Annotated in this window: 16 protein-coding genes; 13 read left to right on the top strand and 3 right to left on the bottom strand. The window is 67.8% G+C overall.

The window, feature by feature from the left end; genetic code table 11:
• Positions 1-50: 50 nt before the first annotated feature.
• Positions 51-977 (bottom strand): 2-hydroxyacid dehydrogenase, encoded by a 927-nt coding sequence (locus WI26_RS28890; RefSeq protein WP_069228113.1) that lies wholly within the window; start codon positions 975-977, stop codon positions 51-53.
• A gap of 10 nt (positions 978-987) precedes the next feature.
• Positions 988-1848: a GNAT family N-acetyltransferase gene (locus tag WI26_RS28885; protein WP_069228112.1), complete on the bottom strand. Its 861-nt coding sequence runs from the start codon at positions 1846-1848 to the stop codon at positions 988-990.
• A 470-nt stretch (positions 1849-2318) separates the two neighbouring features.
• Between WI26_RS28885 and WI26_RS28880 the strand changes: the two genes are divergently transcribed.
• The 13 genes from WI26_RS28880 (at position 2319) to WI26_RS28820 (ending at position 16319) form a co-directional block, all read left to right on the top strand.
• The gene (locus tag WI26_RS28880; protein WP_069228111.1) at positions 2319-2987 is read left to right on the top strand and encodes a haloacid dehalogenase type II; all 669 of its coding nucleotides are present in this window, start codon (positions 2319-2321) and stop codon (positions 2985-2987) included.
• Between the two features lie 98 nt (positions 2988-3085).
• Positions 3086-3283: a hypothetical protein gene (locus WI26_RS28875; RefSeq protein ID WP_069228110.1), complete on the top strand. Its 198-nt coding sequence runs from the start codon at positions 3086-3088 to the stop codon at positions 3281-3283.
• Between the two features lie 518 nt (positions 3284-3801).
• Positions 3802-5385: an ABC transporter substrate-binding protein gene (locus WI26_RS28865; RefSeq protein WP_059539292.1), complete on the top strand. Its 1584-nt coding sequence runs from the start codon at positions 3802-3804 to the stop codon at positions 5383-5385.
• Between the two features lie 79 nt (positions 5386-5464).
• Complete coding sequence (locus tag WI26_RS28860) at positions 5465-6418, top strand: ABC transporter permease (RefSeq protein WP_059510498.1); 954 nt, start codon at positions 5465-5467, stop codon at positions 6416-6418.
• A gap of 30 nt (positions 6419-6448) precedes the next feature.
• Positions 6449-7408, top strand: coding sequence for an ABC transporter permease (locus WI26_RS28855; protein ID WP_069228108.1), 960 nt, complete (start codon positions 6449-6451; stop codon positions 7406-7408).
• A complete protein-coding gene (locus WI26_RS28850; RefSeq protein ID WP_069228107.1) occupies positions 7408-9279 on the top strand; it encodes an ABC transporter ATP-binding protein in 1872 nt (623 codons plus the stop codon). Before WI26_RS28855 ends, WI26_RS28850 begins: the two co-directional genes overlap by 1 nt.
• A gap of 200 nt (positions 9280-9479) precedes the next feature.
• A complete protein-coding gene (locus WI26_RS28845) occupies positions 9480-10757 on the top strand; it encodes an NAD(P)/FAD-dependent oxidoreductase (RefSeq protein ID WP_069228359.1) in 1278 nt (425 codons plus the stop codon).
• 25 nt (positions 10758-10782) lie between these two features.
• The gene (locus WI26_RS32510) at positions 10783-10929 is read left to right on the top strand and encodes a hypothetical protein (protein WP_155624398.1); all 147 of its coding nucleotides are present in this window, start codon (positions 10783-10785) and stop codon (positions 10927-10929) included.
• Between the two features lie 11 nt (positions 10930-10940).
• Positions 10941-11396, top strand: coding sequence for a helix-turn-helix domain-containing protein (locus WI26_RS28840; RefSeq protein WP_069228106.1), 456 nt, complete (start codon positions 10941-10943; stop codon positions 11394-11396).
• A gap of 91 nt (positions 11397-11487) precedes the next feature.
• Positions 11488-12222 (top strand): cupin domain-containing protein, encoded by a 735-nt coding sequence (locus tag WI26_RS28835; RefSeq protein WP_069228105.1) that lies wholly within the window; start codon positions 11488-11490, stop codon positions 12220-12222.
• Between the two features lie 2 nt (positions 12223-12224).
• Entirely contained in the window at positions 12225-13550 is a 1326-nt protein-coding gene (locus WI26_RS28830) for an NAD(P)/FAD-dependent oxidoreductase (RefSeq protein ID WP_059539297.1), read from the top strand.
• Between the two features lie 61 nt (positions 13551-13611).
• Positions 13612-15081 carry an aldehyde dehydrogenase family protein gene (locus tag WI26_RS28825; RefSeq protein WP_069228104.1) on the top strand — a complete coding sequence of 490 codons (1470 nt, stop codon included), beginning with the start codon at positions 13612-13614 and terminating at the stop codon, positions 15079-15081.
• A 50-nt stretch (positions 15082-15131) separates the two neighbouring features.
• Positions 15132-16319: a M20 aminoacylase family protein gene (locus tag WI26_RS28820; RefSeq protein ID WP_069228358.1), complete on the top strand. Its 1188-nt coding sequence runs from the start codon at positions 15132-15134 to the stop codon at positions 16317-16319.
• Positions 16320-16395: 76 nt separating this feature from the next.
• Here WI26_RS28820 and WI26_RS28815 read toward each other — a convergent pair whose 3' ends face one another.
• Positions 16396-18609, bottom strand: a complete 2214-nt coding sequence (locus tag WI26_RS28815) for a LamG-like jellyroll fold domain-containing protein (protein ID WP_069228103.1) — start codon at positions 18607-18609, stop codon at positions 16396-16398.
• Positions 18610-19083 lie beyond the last annotated feature (474 nt).

Genomic DNA, 19083 nt, shown 5'->3' with positions numbered 1-19083 from the left:
GGGCGCTTCGGCATTTTCTGCTGCGTGCTCCGCCAGGCCGGGCGAGCGCGTCAGTAGCCGCGTGCGCGATCGACGACGCCGATCATCGGTTGCCCCGCGCGATGGCGCGCGAGGTTCGCGAGCACGGCGTCGACCGCGGTGTCGGGTCGCGTCGCGCTGGCGATGTGCGGCGTGATGCGAATGCGCGGATGCGTCCAGAACGGGTGGCCGGCCGGCAACGGCTCCGGATCCGTCACGTCGAGGATCGCGCTGTCGAGGCGGCCGCTGTCGAGCGCGGCGAGCAGCGCGGTCGCGTCGAGCTGCGGGCCGCGCCCGACCTGCACGAGCGATGCGCCCGCCGGCAGCGCGTCGAACACGCGCGCGCCGAGCAGGCCGCGCGTATCGTCGGTGAGCGGCAGCAGGCAGATCAGGATGTCGGTGCGAGCAAGGAACGTATCGAGTGCGGCGTCGCCCGCATGGCAGTCGATGCCGTCGAGCGTGCGCGGCGTACGGCTCCAGCCGGCGCACGGGAAACCGAAGCGCCGCAGCGTGTCGAGCACGGCCTGCCCGAGGGTGCCAAGCCCCAGCACGCCGACGCGTCGCGACGCGGCCGCGCGCACCGGTTTCTCGCGCCACACGTGCTCGCGCTGCTGCGCCGCGTAGTCGAACAGGTCGCGATGGATCGTCAGCACGGCCTGCGTCACGTATTCGATCATCCCGTCGACGATGCCCGGTTCGATCATCCGCACGACCGGGATGTGCGCGGGCACGCGCGACAGGTCGAATTGATCGATGCCGGCGCCGACGGAGAACACGATCTCCAGGTTCGGCAGCAGCGCGCACGGATCGTCGGGCGGCTGCCACGCGGCGAGATAGCGCACGGCCTCCGGATCGCCGAGGTCCGGCCAGATCCGGAACGCGAGGTCGGGCGCCTGTTGCGCGAAGCGCTGCGCCCATTGCGCGCCGCGCACCGGGTCGGCCTTGTAGAGGAAACTCATTGCGCGCCGCTCAGCCGAGCGCCTGGTTGACGATCGCGAACGCGCGCAACGCCGGATCGCGGGCGAGCGCCGCGCCGCGCGCCATCGCGACGACAGTATCGACGCGCGGCAGCCCGAGCCCCTGCAGCCAGTCCGACAGCCCGCTGTCGCCCGGCACGTCGAGGCGCACGAACATGCCCTCGTGCAGCGCGAGCCAGTGACTGATCAGCGCCTGCGCGCGCAGCGCGTCGGGCGCGATCACCGGGCCGATCACGTGGCCGCGGCCGAAACGGCGGAACAGCGCGAAGCCGAGCAACTCGCCGTCGCGATCGAGTGCGATCCCGTTGGCGACGTCGAGCAGCGCATCGATCACCGTGTCGCGCGGGTAGCCCGATGCGCGCGATGCGAGCGCGGCGAGGCGCGGCCCGTCGTTGGTGCCGAGCGGGCGCAGGCGCTCGCCGGGCGGCAGCGAGATCAGCGGCGGCTGGAATGCGGCGCCCTGGTGCTGGTCGATCGTGCCGATCGCCTCGAAGCCGAATTTCACGTAGAGCGGCTCGCCGGACGGTGTCGCATGCAGGAAGATCGTGCGCGCGCCGAGACTGTCGACGACGCGCGCGAGCAGTTCGCGGCCGATGCCGCGGCCCTGGCGCTCGGGCGACACGATCACCATGCCGAGCGATGCATGCGATTCGCCGAAGCGCCAGCCGAGCGCGGTGCCGACGACGCCGGATTCGTCCTCGGCGACGAAGCCGCTGCCGAGCTGGAATGCGAAGCGCCAGTCGTCGAGCCGGTGCGGCCACTTGACTGCCTCCGACAGTCGGTGCGCGGCGGGCAGGTCGGTTTCGGCGAACGGCCGATAGGTAAGCGTGCTGGAAGAATTGAGGTCGGCCACGCCGGACTCCGGATGGGTAGGAATGACATATCGACTCTGCCAGTGCCGCTGCGGCGCGGATAGGACGATTCGCCTGTTTTCCGGCGTCGGCGGACGGTCGTGCGAGATCGACGCAAACCGGGTCGATCGGCGCGCACGAACGCGCGCATCATGCCGGCGCGCCCGGCCATTCCGACAGCTTCTGCTGTGGGAATGACACTACGATAAAAACGCGGCGGCGCTGCCGCGCGCAGGCGAACCGTGCCGGGCGGTTACCGCGCCGCGGTTGCGTGAAGTCCGCCGGCCGGCCGGCTCGCGCCGCCGCTGGCGACCGCGCCGCAGATCGTGCTGCCCGGGGCGTGCAACACGCGGCGAATCTGCGTTTCGAACGGCGTCGAACGATGTGCGACGGATTTTTTGCCCTGATTCAATTTCGTTGAACCCAGCCCGTCCCCGGCCCTGCCGGGGTTTCACACCGACAGGACCCAACCATGATCCAATTTGAACCGAAGTTCATCACGTTCGACTGCTACGGCACGCTGACCCGCTTCCGGATGGCGGAACTGGCGCGCGAGATCTACGCGGACCGGTTGTCGGCGGTCGCGATGGAGGAATTCGTGCGCGCGTTCGCCGCGTATCGGCTCGACGAGGTGCTCGGGGCGTGGAAGCCGTACCGCGACGTCGTCGTCAACGCGATCCGGCGCACCTGCGCGCGGGTCGGCGTGAAGTTCGACGAGGCGGAGGCGGAGCGCTTCTATCAGGCGGTGCCGACGTGGGGGCCGCATCCGGACGTGCCGGCCGGGCTCTCGCGGCTCGCCACGAAGTACAAGCTCGTGATCCTGTCGAACGCGTCGGACGACCAGATCATGAGCAACGTCGACAAGCTCGGCGCGCCGTTTCATGCGGTGTTCACCGCGCAGCAGGCGCAGTCGTACAAGCCGCGCATGCAGGGCTTCGAATACATGTTCGGCCAGCTCGGCTGCAAGCCGGAGGACGTGCTGCACGTGTCGTCGAGCCTGCGCTACGACCTGATGACGGCCGAGGATCTCGGGATCAGGCACAAGGCGTTCGTCAATCGCGGCCACGAGCCCGGTACGCCGTTCTACAACTATTACGAAGTGTCGGACATCGGCCATCTCGCGACGCAGCTCGGCCTGTAAGCGCGCGGCGCGTTGCCGGCGTGCCGCGACGTTGGGGATCACCGCCGCACGCGGCATGCCGGCAGCGCTGCAAGATCGCATCGACACGTGCGCCGCGCGTGTCATCCCTCGTCACGCTCGCCGGCATGCGCGGCGCAGCAACGCGTCGCGCCCGCGCCGACCTGGCCGGCGCCTTCACCATCCCCGGCAAATCCATGCGCGCCGCACACGAAGGCTGCGTCGTCTCCGACTCTGTCACGTTGCGCCGGCAAATACCCGGCATGAATTTGCATACGCCGATCCAGAACGCGCCGTAGACCGGATCGCGCGGGGCGTCTCGGCGTTCGCATGGCGCGGCGCCGTGCACCGGTGCGGCGGCAGGTCGGTTCGAAAGCACAACGCAATCATCTGAATTTTCGTGCGGAGGCACTGGAAGGCGCCGCGAGATCGCACGGCCGTCGGTTCGACAGGAGCACGCTGCCTGCGCGGGCCGAAGGCGTTAGCGATGCCGAGCCGGCAGTGTTGTCGGCGCAATTCGCCGCGTGCGTCGCTTGATCACTTCCGTCGCCGTGCCACCGTTACCCCGACCGTCGCGGCATCGCATCGCGCAAACGCCGGCAGGTGCGCTCACGCAGCAAATCATGCTGCGCAGGTGGCCCAAAACGGTCGAATCGTGTGGTGCAGCCGCCCCGAATCGCGACAACCCGCATTTTGGCGATGCTTAAATGAACTCAATGCGCATGACGTCGCGCCCGCTACCAGCACGCGGCCGCGACGGGTTTCTCGAACCACGCTGGACCCCAGGACCCACTTTCCACAGTCAGGAGCAGTTCGGATGAGCGACGATATCGACAACGGCGGCAAGGGCGGCTTCACGCGCCGCGACATGATGCGGGTCATGGCGGCGAGCGGCATGATGGCCGTCGGCGGCGGCGGGCTGCTGATGGACGCGCAGTCCGCGTTCGCCGCGCCGGCACCGAAGCGCGGCGGCAAGATCCGTGTCGCGAACGAATCGAGTTCGACGGCCGATACGCTCGACCCCGCCAAGGGCTCGACGGGCGCCGACTACATTCGTTTCTTCATGTTCTATAGCGGCCTCACGCAGCTCGATGCGAGCCTGACGCCGCAGATGAACCTCGCCCAGTCGTTGCAGACGACCGACGCGAAGACGTGGATCATCAAGCTGCGCAAGGGCGTCACGTTCCACGACGGGAAGCCGGTCGGGCCGGCCGATGTGGTGTTCTCGCTGATGCGCCACAAGAACGCGGCCACCGCGTCGAAGGTCAAGCCGCTCGCCGATCAGTTCGCCGATGCGAAGGCGAGCGGCCCGGACGAGGTCACGCTCACGCTCGTCAGCGCGAACGCCGACCTGCCGGTGATCCTCGCGACGCCGCAGCTCGTGATCGTCAAGGACGGCACGACCGACTTCAGCACCGGCATCGGTTGCGGCCCGTACAAGCTGAAGTCGTTCAAGCCGGGCGTGTCGACCGTCGGCGTGCGAAACGACAGCTACTTCAAGCCGGGGATGCCGTACCTCGACGAGATCGAGCTGATCGGCATCAGCGACAGCGCCGCGCGCCTGAACGCGCTGCTGTCGGGCGACGTGCACCTGATCAACGCGATCGATCCGCGCTCGACGCAGCGGGTGGCGTCGACGCCGGGCTATGCGTTGCAGGAAACCAAGTCGGGGCTCTATACCGATCTGATCGTGCGTAGCGACAACCCGATCACCGCGAATCCGGATTTCGTCGAAGGGATGAAGTACCTGTTCGATCGCGAGCAGATCCGCTCGGCGGTGTTTCGCGGCTACGCGGTGATCGGCAACGACCAGCCGATCCCGCCGGGGCATCGCTATTTCAACGCGTCGCTGCCGCAGCGGCCGCACGATCCGGACAAGGCGAAGTTCCTGTTCCAGAAGGCGGGCGCGCTGGGCGTCACGCTGCCGCCGATCTATGCGACGTCCGACGCGAACGGGTCGATCGAAATGGCCGTGCTGCTGCAGCAGGCCGGCCAGAAGATCGGGCTGAACCTGCAGGTGAACCGCGTATCGCCCGACGGCTACTGGTCGAACCACTGGATGAAGCATCCGCTCGGCTTCGGCAACATCAACCCGCGCTCGAGCGCCGACGTGGTGTTCACGCAGTTCTTCAAGTCCGATGCGCCGTGGAACGAATCGGGCTGGAAGAACGCGAAGTTCGACCAGTTGCTGCTCGCCGCGCGTTCGGAAACCGACGACGCGAAGCGCAAGCAGATGTACGGCGACATGCAGGTGCTCGTCGCGCAGCAGTGCCGGGTCGGCATTCCGGCCTTCATCAGCTTCCTCGACGGCTACGACAAGCGGCTCGCGGGCCTCGGTTCGATCCCGACCGGTGGAATGATGGGCTTCATGTTCGCCGAGCACGTGTGGTGGAACGCCTGAGCCCGGTGCATGCCGCCGCCGCGCGGCCGGTGCGGGCGACTGCACCGGCCGCGCGCGACCTTTTCCGGAGTGCCGCTTCATGAATCGAATCCTGCTCGGGCTGATCGGCCGGCGCATTGCGGTCACCGCGCTGACGCTGCTGATCGTGTCCGCGATCATCTTCACGATCACGAACCTGCTGCCGGGCGACGCCGCGCAGGCCGCGCTCGGCCAGTCCGCGACCCCGGAGACGGTCGCCGCGCTGCGTCAGCAGTTCGGCCTCGACATGCCGGCCCACGTGCGCTACCTGCACTGGCTCGCGGGGCTGCTGCACGGCGATTTCGGCCGCTCGCTGTCGGGCGACATGCCGGTGTCGGAGATGATCGGCGGGCGCCTGCCGAAATCGCTCGCGCTTGCGGCGATCACGACCGCCGTGTCGGTGCCGATCGCGCTGCTGCTCGGGATCCTCGCGGCGGTCAAGCGCGAGTCGGTGGTCGATCGCATGATCAGCCTCGGGACGCTGTCGCTCGTCGCGACGCCTGAATTCCTGATCGCGACGGTCGCCGTGCTCGTGCTGGCCGTGAAGCTGCACTGGCTGTCCGCGCTGTCGTACAGCGGCCCGATCGAAAGCCTGCACGATTTCCTGCGGGCGTACGCGATGCCGGTGCTGACGCTGTGCGCGGTCGTGATCGCGCAGATGGCACGGATGACGCGCGCCGCGGTGATCGAGCAACTGAGCGCGTCGTATGTCGAGATGGCCGTGCTCAAGGGCGCGAGCCCCGCGCGTGTCGTGCTGCGCCACGCGCTGCCGAACGCGATCGGCCCGATTGCCAACGCGATCGCGTTGAGCCTGTCGTATCTGCTCGGCGGCGTGATCGTCGTCGAGACGATCTTCAACTATCCAGGCCTCGCGAGCCTGATGGTCGATGCCGTCGGCAACCGCGATTTCCCGTTGGTCCAGGCGTGCACGCTGATCTTCTGCGTCGCCTACCTGACGCTCGTGCTGTTCGCCGACCTGTGCTCGATCGTGTCGAACCCGAGACTGCGGACCTGAGCGTTCCGTCCTCCTTCCGAGATGCCGCCCATGCACCCGACCGAACCCGTTCAACGCAGCAGCGCGCTGCCGCCGTCCGGCGATCAGCCTCCGCCGTGGAGCGGCGCGACGCCGCCCGCCGCACCCGCACCCGACCAGCCGCCCAAGCGCCGCGCCGCGCGCATGGCACTGACGACCGGCGGCCGTGTCGGCCTGTCGATGGTCGCGCTGATGCTGTTCATCGCGGCGTTCGCGCCGCTGCTCGCGCCGCACGACGTCGGCGCGATCGTCACGCCGGACGTGTTCGCGCCGTTCAGCGCGAAGCTGCCGTTCGGCTCCGACTTCCTCGGCCGCGACATGCTGAGCCGGATCCTGTACGGCACGCGCCTGACCGTGCTGCTCGCGCTCGCGGCGGTGCTGCTTGCCGCGCTGACCGGCACGACGCTCGGGCTGCTCGCGACCGTGTCGGGCCGCGCGGTCGACGAGACGATGAGCCGGCTGCTCGATGCGCTCACGTCGATTCCGTCGAAGATGTTCGCGTTGATGTTCGTCGCCGCGTTCGGCTCGTCGCTGCCGCTCCTGGTCCTGACCGCGGCGGTCAGCTACATGCCCGGCTCGTACCGGATCGCGCGCGCGCTGGCCGTCAACATCAGCACGCTCGAATTCGTGCAGGTTGCACGTGCGCGCGGCGAAAGCGCGCTGTACATCGCGTGCGTCGAGATGCTGCCGAACATGATCCACCCGATGCTCGCCGATACCGGGCTGCGCTTCACGTTCGTCGTGCTGCTGCTGAGCGGCCTGAGCTTTCTCGGGCTCGGCGTGCAGCCGCCGTACGCGGACCTCGGCTCGCTCGTGCGCGAGAACATCGCGAGCCTCGGCGACGGCTCGGCCGTCGCGATCATGCCCGCGGTCGCGATCGCGATCCTGACGGTGGGCGTCAACCTGTTGATCGACGGACTGCCGCATCGCGGCCGCCGCAAGGGTGCGGCCGTCGCCGCCGGAGAACACTGATGCGACACGATTCGACTCCGCTCGTCGAGGTGCGCGGGCTGCGCGTGGTCGGCGGCCGGCCGGGCGGCGAGGAAACGACGATCGTTCACGGCGTCGACTTCGATATCGGGCGAGGCGAGGTGCTCGCGCTGATCGGCGAATCGGGCTCCGGCAAGACGACGATCGCGCTGTCGCTGATGGGCCATGCGCGTGCCGGCTGCCGGATCGCCGGCGGTTCGGTGAAGCTCGGCGGCACGGATGTCTGCACGTTGCCCGCGCCGGCACTGGCCGCGCTGCGCGGCCGCAAGGTCGCATACATCGCGCAGAGCGCGGCCGCCGCGTTCAACCCGTCGCGCACGATTCTCGATCAGGTGATCGAGAGCGCGCTGATCCACAAGACGCTGTCGAAGCGCGACGCGCAGGCGAAGGCGGTCGAGCTGTTCCGCGCGCTCGCGCTGCCCGAACCCGAGACGATCGGCAAACGCTATCCGCATCAGGTGTCGGGCGGTCAGCTGCAGCGGCTGATGGCCGCGATGGCGCTGATCACCGATCCGGAGCTGGTGATTCTCGACGAGCCGACCACCGCGCTCGACGTGACTACGCAGATCGACGTGCTGCAGGCCTTCAAGAGCGTGATCCGGCGCTACGGGATGAGCGCCGTCTACGTATCGCACGACCTGGCCGTGGTCGCGCAGATGGCCGACCGGATCGTCGTGCTGAGCGACGGCGTGATCCGCGAAGCAGGCGATACCGAACAGATCCTGCATGCGCCGACGCATCCGTACACGCAAAGCCTGATCGCAGCGGTGACGCCGACCGATGCCGAACGCGATGCGAAAGCGGCGAGCGCCGCGCCGGCGCCGCTGCTCGACGTGCGCGGCGCGGTCGCCGGCTACGGCGGCCGGACCGCGAAAGGCTGGCCCGCGAAGGTGATCCTGCACGAAGTGGACCTGCGCATCGGGCGCGGGCAGACGGTTGGCGTGATCGGCGAATCGGGCTCGGGCAAGACGACGCTCGCGAAGGTGATCGCGGGTCTCGTGCCGGCGACGGCCGGTCGGATTCTGCTCGACGGCGAGCCGCTCGCGCTCGACATAGCCAAGCGCACCAAGGAGCAGCACCGTCGCGTGCAGATCGTGTTCCAGAACGCCGATACCGCGCTCAACCCGGTGCATACCGTCGAGCGCACGCTCGCACGGCCGCTTGCGTTCTATCACGGGATCAAGGGCGCGCGTGCGCGGCAGCGTGTCGCCGAGCTGCTCGATCTCGTGCGGCTGCCGCAGGCGGTGGCCGCGCGGCGCACCGGCGAGCTGTCCGGCGGGCAGAAGCAGCGGGTGAACCTCGCGCGTGCGCTCGCGGCCGAGCCCGACCTGATCCTGTGCGACGAGGTCACGTCGGCACTCGACACCGTGGTCGGCGCCGCGATCATGGACTTGCTGCGCGACCTGCAGGCGAAGCTCGGCGTGTCGTACGTGTTCATCACGCACGACATCGCGAAAGTGCGCGCGATCAGCGACGACATCGTCGTGCTGTACGCGGGCCGCCGCGTTGAAACGGGCAGCCGCGACGCGCTGTGCGCGCCGCCTTATCACCCGTATTCGCATCTGCTCGTGTCGTCCGCGCCGGAATTGCGCGCGGGCTGGCTCGACGATGCGGCCGAACGCTGCCACCGGCCGCTCGTGCCGATCGGCGCGAGCGCCGACGACGCCGAGCTGTGCCCGTTCCTGTCGCGCTGCGCGATGCGGGTGGACGGCGTGTGCAACCGGACCGCGCCCGCGCTGCGCACGCTCGAGAATGGCGCGCAGGTGTTGTGTCATCGCAGCGAGGCGGATCTCGCGCGCTTCCAGGCCGAGCCGGCGAAGGGCGTCGCAACGGCGCAGCCGGTGCGTCAGTAGCATGCCGAATCGTTCGTCCGTCGCGGTCGCCGGTGCGGCGAGCAGCGTTGCCGCATAGTGTGCTGCGACGGTCGTGCAAAACGGTGAATCGTGCGTGTACCGCGCGCGAATACGCGGCAACCGCGCTTTTTGACGGTGATTAAATGGCTTTCAACGGGCGATCGCCGATCGCTGTCGACGGAATGCTCGAGAAGGATCCGATGAAATTCGAATCGTACTGGCTGGATACGCGTCCCGCGTTTCGTGCAGGTTGCGAAGGGCCCGTCGAAGGTCGCGCCGACGTGGCCGTGATCGGCGGCGGTTTCACCGGCCTGTCGGCGGCGCTCGCGCTGGCGCGGCGCGGCGTATCGGTCGTCGTGCTCGAAGCCGCGCAGATCGCCGGCGAAGCATCGGGCCGCAACGGCGGCCAGTGCAACACGGGCGTCGCGCAGGATTACGCGTCGCTGGCCGCGCGGATCGGCGCCGAGTCTGCAACGCAGTTCTATCGCGCGTACGAAAGCGCGGTGAAGAGCGTCGAGGCGATCGTCGCGGAACATGCGATCGACTGCGATTTCCGCCGTGCCGGCAAGCTGAAGCTCGCCGCGAAGCCGCAGCATTTCGCGGGACTGGCGAAGACGTTCGACGCGCTGCGGCGTGACGTGGATCCGGACATCGAACTGATCGAGCCGTCGCGGATCCGCGATGAAATTGCGTCGGACGGCTTTTACGGCGGGCTGTTGCAGCGTAACGGCGTGCAGATGCACATGGGCAAGTTCGGCGTCGGCCTCGCGCAGGCGGCCGTGCGGGCGGGCGCACGCATCTACGAACACGCGGCCGTCACGCGGCTCGAGCGGATCGACGGCGAGCGCCACGTGATCACCTGCACGCGCGGCACGCTCGTCGCCGATCGCGTACTGGTCGCGACCGGTGCGTCGCAACACGGCCCGTTCCCGTGGTTCCGGCGGCGCATCGCACCGGTCGGCAGTTTCATCGTCGTCACCGAGCCGTTGCCCGACGCGCAACTGAACCGGTTGTTCCCGCATCGCCGTGCGTACGTCACATCGCGGCAGATCGGCAACTACTTCCGCGTGACGCCCGACAACCGGCTGCTGTTCGGCGGCCGCGCGCGCTTCGCGATGTCGAGCCCGCGCTCCGATGCGAAAAGCGGCGAGATCCTGCGCGCCGGCATGGCTGGCTATTTCCCGGAACTGGCGAACGTGCGGCTCGATTACTGCTGGGGCGGGCTGGTCGACATCACCGCCGACAGGCTGCCGCGCGCAGGCCAGCACGACGGGCTTTACTACTCGATGGGCTATAGCGGCCATGGCGTGCAGATGTCCGTGCACATGGGCCGCGTGATGGCAGACGTGCTGTACGGCATGGCCGCATCGAATCCGTGGCGCGAGCTCGACTGGCCGGCGATGCCCGGCCATTTCGGGCACGCGTGGTTCCTGCCGTTCGTCGGCGCGTATTACCGGATGCAGGATTTCCTGCACTGAAGCGGCTGCCCCGGGAGGATTCGATATGACCGCACGATTCATTTGCCCGCTTGCGCTGGACGAAGCCAGCCGCGCCAGGGCGGCTGTGGGTAAGAGAGTGGCCGCATGGATCGAGCCGCGCTCGGTCGCGCATTTCATCGCACAAGGCACTGCCGTCAAGGCGATTGCATGAGGACGGCGAGCATGGCCACCCTGTTCCACGAATCGCTTGAAGGCGCGACGCCGCGCGCTCCGCGTGTTCCGCAGCCCGTCTCGTCGGCGATCGGCGACGTGCTGCGCACGATCGACGCATCGTTCGCGCAGCCGCTGAACCTCGACACGCTCGCGGCCGTGGCCGGATTGAGCGTGTCGCGTTTCACGGCGCGCTTTCGCGGCGAAGTCGGCTTGTCGCCGCACCGGTATTTGTGTCTCGTGCGCGTGCGGCGTGCGCAGGATTTGCTGCGCGCCGGTGTGGCGCCGTCGGTGGTCGCGACCGAGGTCGGCTTCTTCGATCAGAGCCATCTGTGCCGGCATTTTCGGCGGGTGCTCGGGATCACGCCGCGCGATTACGTGCTCGCCCGGCCGGATGACGCGCCGGTGCGAACGTCGCCGGTGCGCATGCATGCCGAACGCCGCGAGGCGTCGTGTCACGTTGCGTAGGCGCGGCGCGGGCGACATCCGCGAACAATGATTTCCGATACCGCGCGACGTGGTTCCCGACAACATCGTCGCGCACCGGGCAGGAGCTGAAATGACCGCAGTGTTCGTGTTGCACAGTGCCGACGGCACGACTGATCCAAGCGCCTTTCGCAAGCAGGCATTCGGCGAGTGCGATCCTTTCGCCCGACATCGGGAGATCGCGTGGGAAGGGCCCGACGCGATGGCCGCCGGGCGTATCCGTTTCGTCGGCGAGTTCGACGTCGCGCGTTATCCGCACATCGAGACCCTCATCGTCGTCGAAGGCGAGCTGACGCTGGAAGCGGCGGGCGCCGCTCCGTTGGTGCTGGGGCCGGGGGAGGGGGCGGTCATCGGCGTCGGCACGGCGCTTCGCGTCGCGGCGGAATCGCGCGTGCTCGTGATGTTCTGCGCGGCTGCATGCACGAAACCGACGAAGCGCGGCTTGTTCGCGCTGCGCGCCGACGCCGACTTCAAGCCGTCCGCGTCGCTCCCGGCCGAAGTGCTGCTCGGCGCCGCACCGCAATGCCGCAGCGACAACGTATTCATCGATGACGGCGCCGGGTACTGCGCGGGCGCGTGGGATTCGACGCCCTATCACCGAATCGTTCGCCCGCATCGCGTGAACGAGTTCATGCTCCTGCTCGCCGGCAGCGTACGGTTCGCCGCGCCCGACGGCAGCGTGCTGTCGCTCGGCGCCGGCGACGCGCTCTTCGTGCCGCGCGGCGCACCGATCGGATGGGAAAGCAGCGAGCGCGTGGCGAAATTCTACGTTGTGCAAAACGTCACCGTATCAACCGAACGAGAGTGAATATGTCCCCTCCGTTGCGCCATATCGAAACACCATCCTCGCCGCCGGCCTCGGCCGACGTCGTCGTGATCGGCGGCGGCATCATCGGCGTCTTCACCGCTTATTACCTGGCCCGGCGCGGGGTGTCGGTCGCGCTGGTCGAGAAGGGCCGAATCGGGGCCGAGCAGTCGAGCCGCAACTGGGGCTGGTGCCGGCAGCAGAACCGCGACGAACGCGAATTGCCGATGGCGAGCAAGAGCATCGATCTGTGGGAACGATTCGCCGCCGAATCCGGCGAAGACACGGGCTTCCATCGTTGCGGGCTGCTGTATCTGAGCAATGACGAGGCCGAGCTGGCACGCTGGGCCAGCTGGGGCGAATTCGCGAAGACGGCGGGTGTAACGACGTACATGCTCGACAGCAAGCAGGCCGGCGAGCGCGGGCACGCGACCGGGCGACCGTGGAAGGGCGGTGTGTTCTCGCCGAGCGATGGCACGGCCGACCCGGGGAAAGCCGCGCCGGCCGTGGCGGCCGCGTTGATGAAGCTCGGCGGCAGCGTCAACCAGCACTGCGCGGCGCGCGGCATCGAGCTGGAGGGCGGGCGCGTCGGCGGTGTCGTCACGGAAGCCGGCGTGATCCGGACCAGGACGGTCGTGCTCGCCGGCGGCGCGTGGGCGTCGTCGTTTTGCCGTCAGCTCGGCATCCGGTTTCCGCAGGCGTCGATCCGCCAGTCGATCCTGAGCGTGTCGCCCATCGAACAGCGCTTGCCGGATGCACTGTATACGTCCGGCGTGTCCGTGACGCGCCGCGGCGACGGGCGCTATGCACTGGCCATCAGCGGCCGCGCACGCGTGGACGTGACGCCGCAGTTCCTGCGATTCGCGCCGCAGTTCGTGCCGATGTTCGCGAAGCGCTGGCGCAATCTTCTGCCGGGCGGTCTCGAAGGGATGCGCGGCGGACACGAAACGCTGAAGCGATGGCGGCTCGATGCGCCGACGCCAATGGAGGCGGTGCGCATCCTGGATCCGAAGCCGGACATGCCGACGGTCGCCGAAACGTACCGCCGTGCCGTCGAATTGCTCCCGGAACTGCGCGAATCGACGATCACGCATGCATGGGCCGGATTCGTCGACAGCACGCCGGACGGCGTGCCGGGTATCGGCGAAGTGCCGGGCGTGCCGGGGTTGATCCTCGCGGCAGGCTTTTCCGGTCACGGCTTCGGCATCGGCCCCGGCGCCGGTCACCTGATCGCGGATCTCGCCACGGGTGCGCAACCGATCGTGGACCCGATACCGTATCGGCCGAGCCGGTTCGGCGATTCCGCATGGGGCAAGGTCGCCGATTTCTAGTCGGCACACCGCGGCTTCGGCCGCTGGCGGGCGCATGGCATCGACTCAAGGACATCCCGTAATGAATTCACCCACCGATTCACCGGTTCGTCGTCTGATGGAAGCCGGCAGGCTCGATCGCTTCTTCATCGACGGCGACTGGGTTTTGCCGGACGGCGGCGACCGTTTCGCGGTCGTCTGCCCGTCCACCGAAGACGTGCTGTGCGACATCCCGCTCGGCAACGCGCGCGACGCCGACCGTGCGGTGCAGGCCGCGCGCAATGCGTTCGAACGCTGGTCCGCGACGTCGCCGCAAGAACGCGCGGTGCTCCTCGACCGCGTGCACATGCTGATCCTGGCGCGTGCCGAACGATTCGCCATGGCGCTCGCGATGGAAATGGGCGCGCCGATCGGCTATGCACGCACCGCGCATGTGCCGCTTGCGGCCGAACATATTCGCGTCGCGCGCGACAATCTGGCCAGCTATCCGTTTCGCACCCGGCGCGGGACGACCGCGATCGTGCGCGAGCCGATCGGTGTTTGCGCGCTGATCACGCCGTGGAACTGGCCGATCTATCAGATCACGGCGAAGGTCGGCCCGGCACTGGCGGCGGGCTGCACGGTGGTGCTGAAACCCAGCGAGCTGTCGCCGCTCAGCGCGTTGCTGTTCGCGGAAGTGATCGCCGATGCGGGTGTGCCTGCGGGCGTGTTCAACCTGGTGAGCGGCAGCGGAACGGAGGTGGGCGCGTCGCTCGCGTCGCACGCGGAAGTCGACATGGTTTCGATCACTGGCTCGACGCGTGCCGGCGTGCTGGTCGCGCAGGCGGCGGCGCCGACCGTCAAGCGCGTCGCGCAGGAGCTTGGCGGCAAATCGCCGAACGTCGTGTTGCCCGATGCGGACCTGTCGCGCGCCATCGCGCCGGGCGTTGCCGCCGCGTTCCGGAACATGGGCCAGTCGTGCAGCGCGCCGACCCGGTTGATCGTGCCGCGTGGCGTGCTGGGCAATGTCGAGGCGCTGGCCGTCGCGGCAATGGAGCGAATGGTCGTCGGCGATCCGTTCGCCGAGTCGACGACGCATGGCCCGCTGGCCAATCGCGCGCAGTTCGGCCGGGTCGCGCAAATGATCGATGCGGGCATCGACGAACGGGCGAAGCTGATCGCCGGCGGCCCCGGGCGGCCGGCGGGATTCGACCGGGGGTTCTACGTGCGGCCGACGATCTTTTCCGACGTCCGCACCGACATGGCGATCGCGCAGCAGGAGATCTTCGGCCCGGTCCTCGCGATCCTGCCTTACGACACCGTCGACGAAGCGGTCGCCATCGCGAACGATACGGTCTACGGGCTTGGCGCGCATGTGCAGGGCACGGACATGGAGCGCGTGCGTGCGGTGGCAGCGCGCATCCGGTCGGGGCAGGTACACCTGAACTACCCGGCATGGGACCCTCAGGCGCCGTTCGGCGGGTACAAGCAGTCGGGCAACGGCCGCGAGTACGGGATCGAAGGGATGGAAGAGTACATGGAGGTCAAGTCGATTCTCGGGTTTCATGATTGACGCGGCCGCAGTCCCGACTTGAACCGGTTTGCCTTGCGAGGGTGTCGAAATTGAAAAACCCCATCATCCCCGAGACGTCATTGGAAACGCATCACGCGCACTGGGCGACCTTGCGTCGCGACCTGCATGCGCATCCCGAGTTGCGATTCGAGGAACACCGGACGGCCGACGTCGTTGCCCGTGAGCTCGAAGATCTCGGCTATGCGGTGACGCGCGGGCTGGGCGGCACGGGCGTCGTCGCGAGCCTGCCCGGCGCGGACCCGGGGCGTGGAATCGTGCTCCGTGCGGATCTGGATGCGCTTCCGATCCAGGAAGCCAATGACTTCGCGCACGCATCCAGCGCGCAAGGGATCATGCATGCGTGCGGGCATGACGGACATACCGTCATGTTGCTCGGCGCCGCGCGCGTGCTGAAAGCGCTGCCGCAGTTGCCGGGCACGGTTCATTTCGTATTTCAGCCCGGCGAAGAGGGCGGCGCGGGCGCGCGGAAGATGATCGACGACGGGCTGTTCGAGCAATGCCCGGCGGAGGCGGTATTCGGCATGCACAACTGGCCCGGCTTGCCGGCCGGGCATTTCGGGTTGCGCACCGGGCCCATCATGGCAGCGGGCTCTCGGTTCAGGATCACGGTAACCGGCAAGGGCGCGCATGCGGCGCAGCCGCACCTGGGCATCGACCCCGTCCCGCTCGCCTGTTCGATGGTGCTGCAGTGTCAGACCATCGCCGCGCGGCACAAGGATCCCGTGGACCCGGCCGTCATTTCCGTCTGCATGTTCCATGCGGGAACGACCGACAACGTCATTCCGGACAGCGCCGAGCTGCGCGGCACGATTCGCACGCTGTCGTCGGCATTGCAGCAACAGTTGCAGCGCGACGTCCGGCTAGTGTGCGAGGCGCTTGCCCGCGCGCATGGCGCGCAAGTCGACGTCGAGTTCTTTCAGTACTACCCGGCGACGGTCAACACGCCGGCCGAGACCGCGCTCTGCGAAGCGGTGATTCGCGACACCTTCGGCGACGCACGCCTTTACGCGAACGTGCCGCCGAACATGACCTCCGAGGACTTCGGCTTCATGCTCGAGGAGCGCCCCGGTGCTTATGTGCTGATCGGCAACGCGCCGGCCGGAACGGCCGCCCCGGCGCTGCATCACCCGAAATACGATTTCAACGACGACATCATTCCGGCCGGGGTCCGGTATTGGGTCGCGTTGGCCCGGCATTATTTCAACCGGTCGCCGTGAGCGCGTGCGCGATGTCGCGGCGGCGGACAGCGGACGCGCGGTCCGCCGCGACACGCATTCGGGAACCCGGCACGCATCACGCGCGCTGAGCCAGCGCCTTCACCTGGTCGGCCGACATCGCGCCGCGATGGATGCGGAACTCGTCGATCCCGCCGTTGAAGAACGGATCGCCCGGATATTGCGAGCGTCCGATCCAGTTCTGCGCGGTTTTGCCAATGCGCCATGGCGCGAAGATGACGTCGCTCGCCGAGCCGATTGCATTGCCGTCCAGATAGAGCGTTGCGGTCGTTGCGGAGAGCGTGACCGCGACGTGCGCCCATTGCCCGGCCGGCAGTGCGGTGTTGCCGTCGATCGTGCGCTCGCCATGCCCGCCGTTGGTGGTGATAGCGAAGCGCATCGTCCCGCGCGCGCTTTTCGGCGTGACGAACAGATAACGTCCGGTGCCCGAACCGAAATCGAAGATGCGCGCCCACGTCTGTCCGCCGCGCCAGTTGACCCACGCCGCGATCGTGAAATCCGACACGTCGGCGACGATGTCGTTCGGCAGCGCGACGTAGCCACTGGCGCCGTCAAGCGACACCGCGTTGCCGGTCTTCCCGGACACGCGTGATGTGCCGCCGACGAGCGTGCCCGCATGGCCGTTGCCGGACGCGTCCGCGGCGGTCGTGCCGTTCGTCTCGTCGAAGGTCAGCATCGTATGCAGTTGCAGCGCTGTCGACGCAGTGACTTCCGCCGAATTCGCGGATTCGCCCGATGCGGTCTGCGCACTGATGACGTAGTACCAGATGCCTTGCGCGGGCGTGTCCGTGTAGGTGAGCGGATCGACGATGCCGCTTGCCACGGTCTTGTACGGCCCGCCCGTCGTGGCGGCGCGCTTCACGTTGTAGCTGGCGGCGTTCGCGACGCCCCACCACGACAACACGACCTGTCCGGCGGCCGGCCACGCGGTCAGCCCGCTCGGTGCCGTTGCGGGCGCAACGGGGTCGCGCGTGCATGTCAGCGTGCCGTAGCCGAGCTGATCGTATCCGCCACTCGTTTCGCCGTAGTTGCCGCCGCCGCCTTCGGGCTGGATCGCGCGCGCGAACTTCGCGGACCACGGCGCGGACAGCCCCTTGCGGTTCACGTAATGGTTGTAGACGAGCGCCCAGCACGGACGGATCGTTCCCTGGCTGGCGCTCGAGAAATGCGCCTGCGTGACATCGGCGTTCGCATACGGCACGTACGGCACCGGAAGGAACGTGCCGTCCGGCTGCACGAGATTCGCCTTCGCGACATATTCGGCACCCGCGAGGAAACGGTTGTTGTCGTGCCCGTACAGGTCGATGCCCTGGTTCCACGCCATTTCGCAGATCGCACCGCCGAGCGCGATGCCGAGCGTGTTGTGCCCCTGGTCGCGGCCCGACTCCTGCCATTGGCCGAGATGACCGGGATGCACGTAGTACACGGCTTGCGCGATCGCGCCGTTGCCTGGCCCGTCGATGAAGTAGTTGACGGCTTCGTCGAACTTCGCGTGATCGTCGCACAGCACGCCGATCGCCATGATCGACGCGATGTTGCACAAATCCCAGTTCGCCCAGTAGTGCGTGATGTCGGTGTTGTTGTGGCGGTTCAGGAAATCGGCGTTGATCGGGTAGAACTTGCCGGCCATCATCGTCTGGAAAGCGGCGAAGTCGGCGGCGGCCCAGCCGTGGTAGGTGCGCATGATCTCGCCGGCGTTCGCGAATTCGTAGCCGTAGAGGCCGGCCGCCAGGTCGACGTTCGAGTCGCCGGCGAGGTTCTGCAGCGTCGACGACCACGCATTCATGATCTGCACGGCCTTGTCCGCATACGCGGTGTCGCCCGAGATCCGCCAGCGCAGCGCGCACGCATACGCGGCCGCGATGTCCTTGTACAGCACCGGGTAGTTCTGCGAGCCGGTGCCGCCGCGCGTGACGACGGCTTGCGGGCGCGGCGACCAAGACAACTGCGCATGCCCGTTCGCGATCAGCGTGTTCCAGCCTTCGCGCCATGGCGATGCGGCGGCCGCCACTTTCTGCGCGATCCGCTCGAAATCGGCTTGGGCGTGCAGCAGGCCCGGATGCGCGAACGCGTCATTCGTGGCGATGGCCGTGGTGCCGGTGGCCACGCGCGCGAGCGCACGGTTGCCGGTCGCGGCGGCCGTGGTGCCGGCGACGCTTTCGCTCGCTCCCGTGCCGCCGCAAGCGGAAAGCGCGAGCGCGCCGATGCTGTAAAGGAAGGTGCGCCGGGAAATGCGCGCGCCGGATTCAGGCCGAAGCCGCGGGTCGTTCATGTCGTGTGCGTCCTTCCTTGATCGGACTCAGCTGAAAAGAGACAGCGCCATTTTGAAATCAGTCATCGCATGACGATGCGGATTGTACTGGAAGGATCAGCGTTTTCGACCATGAACTGGCGTTTGGGGGCGATCTATTTTTCGGAAGCCGATTGCAGTGGATTCGTTGATTAACATGCTAATAGTGTCGCCAAAAAATGGCGATTGATACGTTTGCGAGATATGATCGTCACCGGCGGTCGGGCCGCAGGCTTTTCAGACATCCAAAACGATGGATTCCCACCATTTCACATAGTTGTCGCACGACATATGACATGGTGCGATGTTTCAGACCGCTTTCCAGGCCGGAGGCAGCGACAAGCGCATGCCGTTGAAGCCGCATCGGTATCGTTCGACGAACGAGAAGAACCGGGGAACGGCGCGATGACGCGCAGGAATGCGGACCTGGAGGAACGGTTCGAACGACGCGCGGTG

The sequence above is a fragment of the Burkholderia diffusa genome (genome assembly GCF_001718315.1).
Lineage (GTDB): Bacteria > Pseudomonadota > Gammaproteobacteria > Burkholderiales > Burkholderiaceae > Burkholderia > Burkholderia diffusa_B.
Note: the sequence above shows the minus strand (reverse complement) of the source record. Positions and strands in the feature narration are given on the sequence as shown.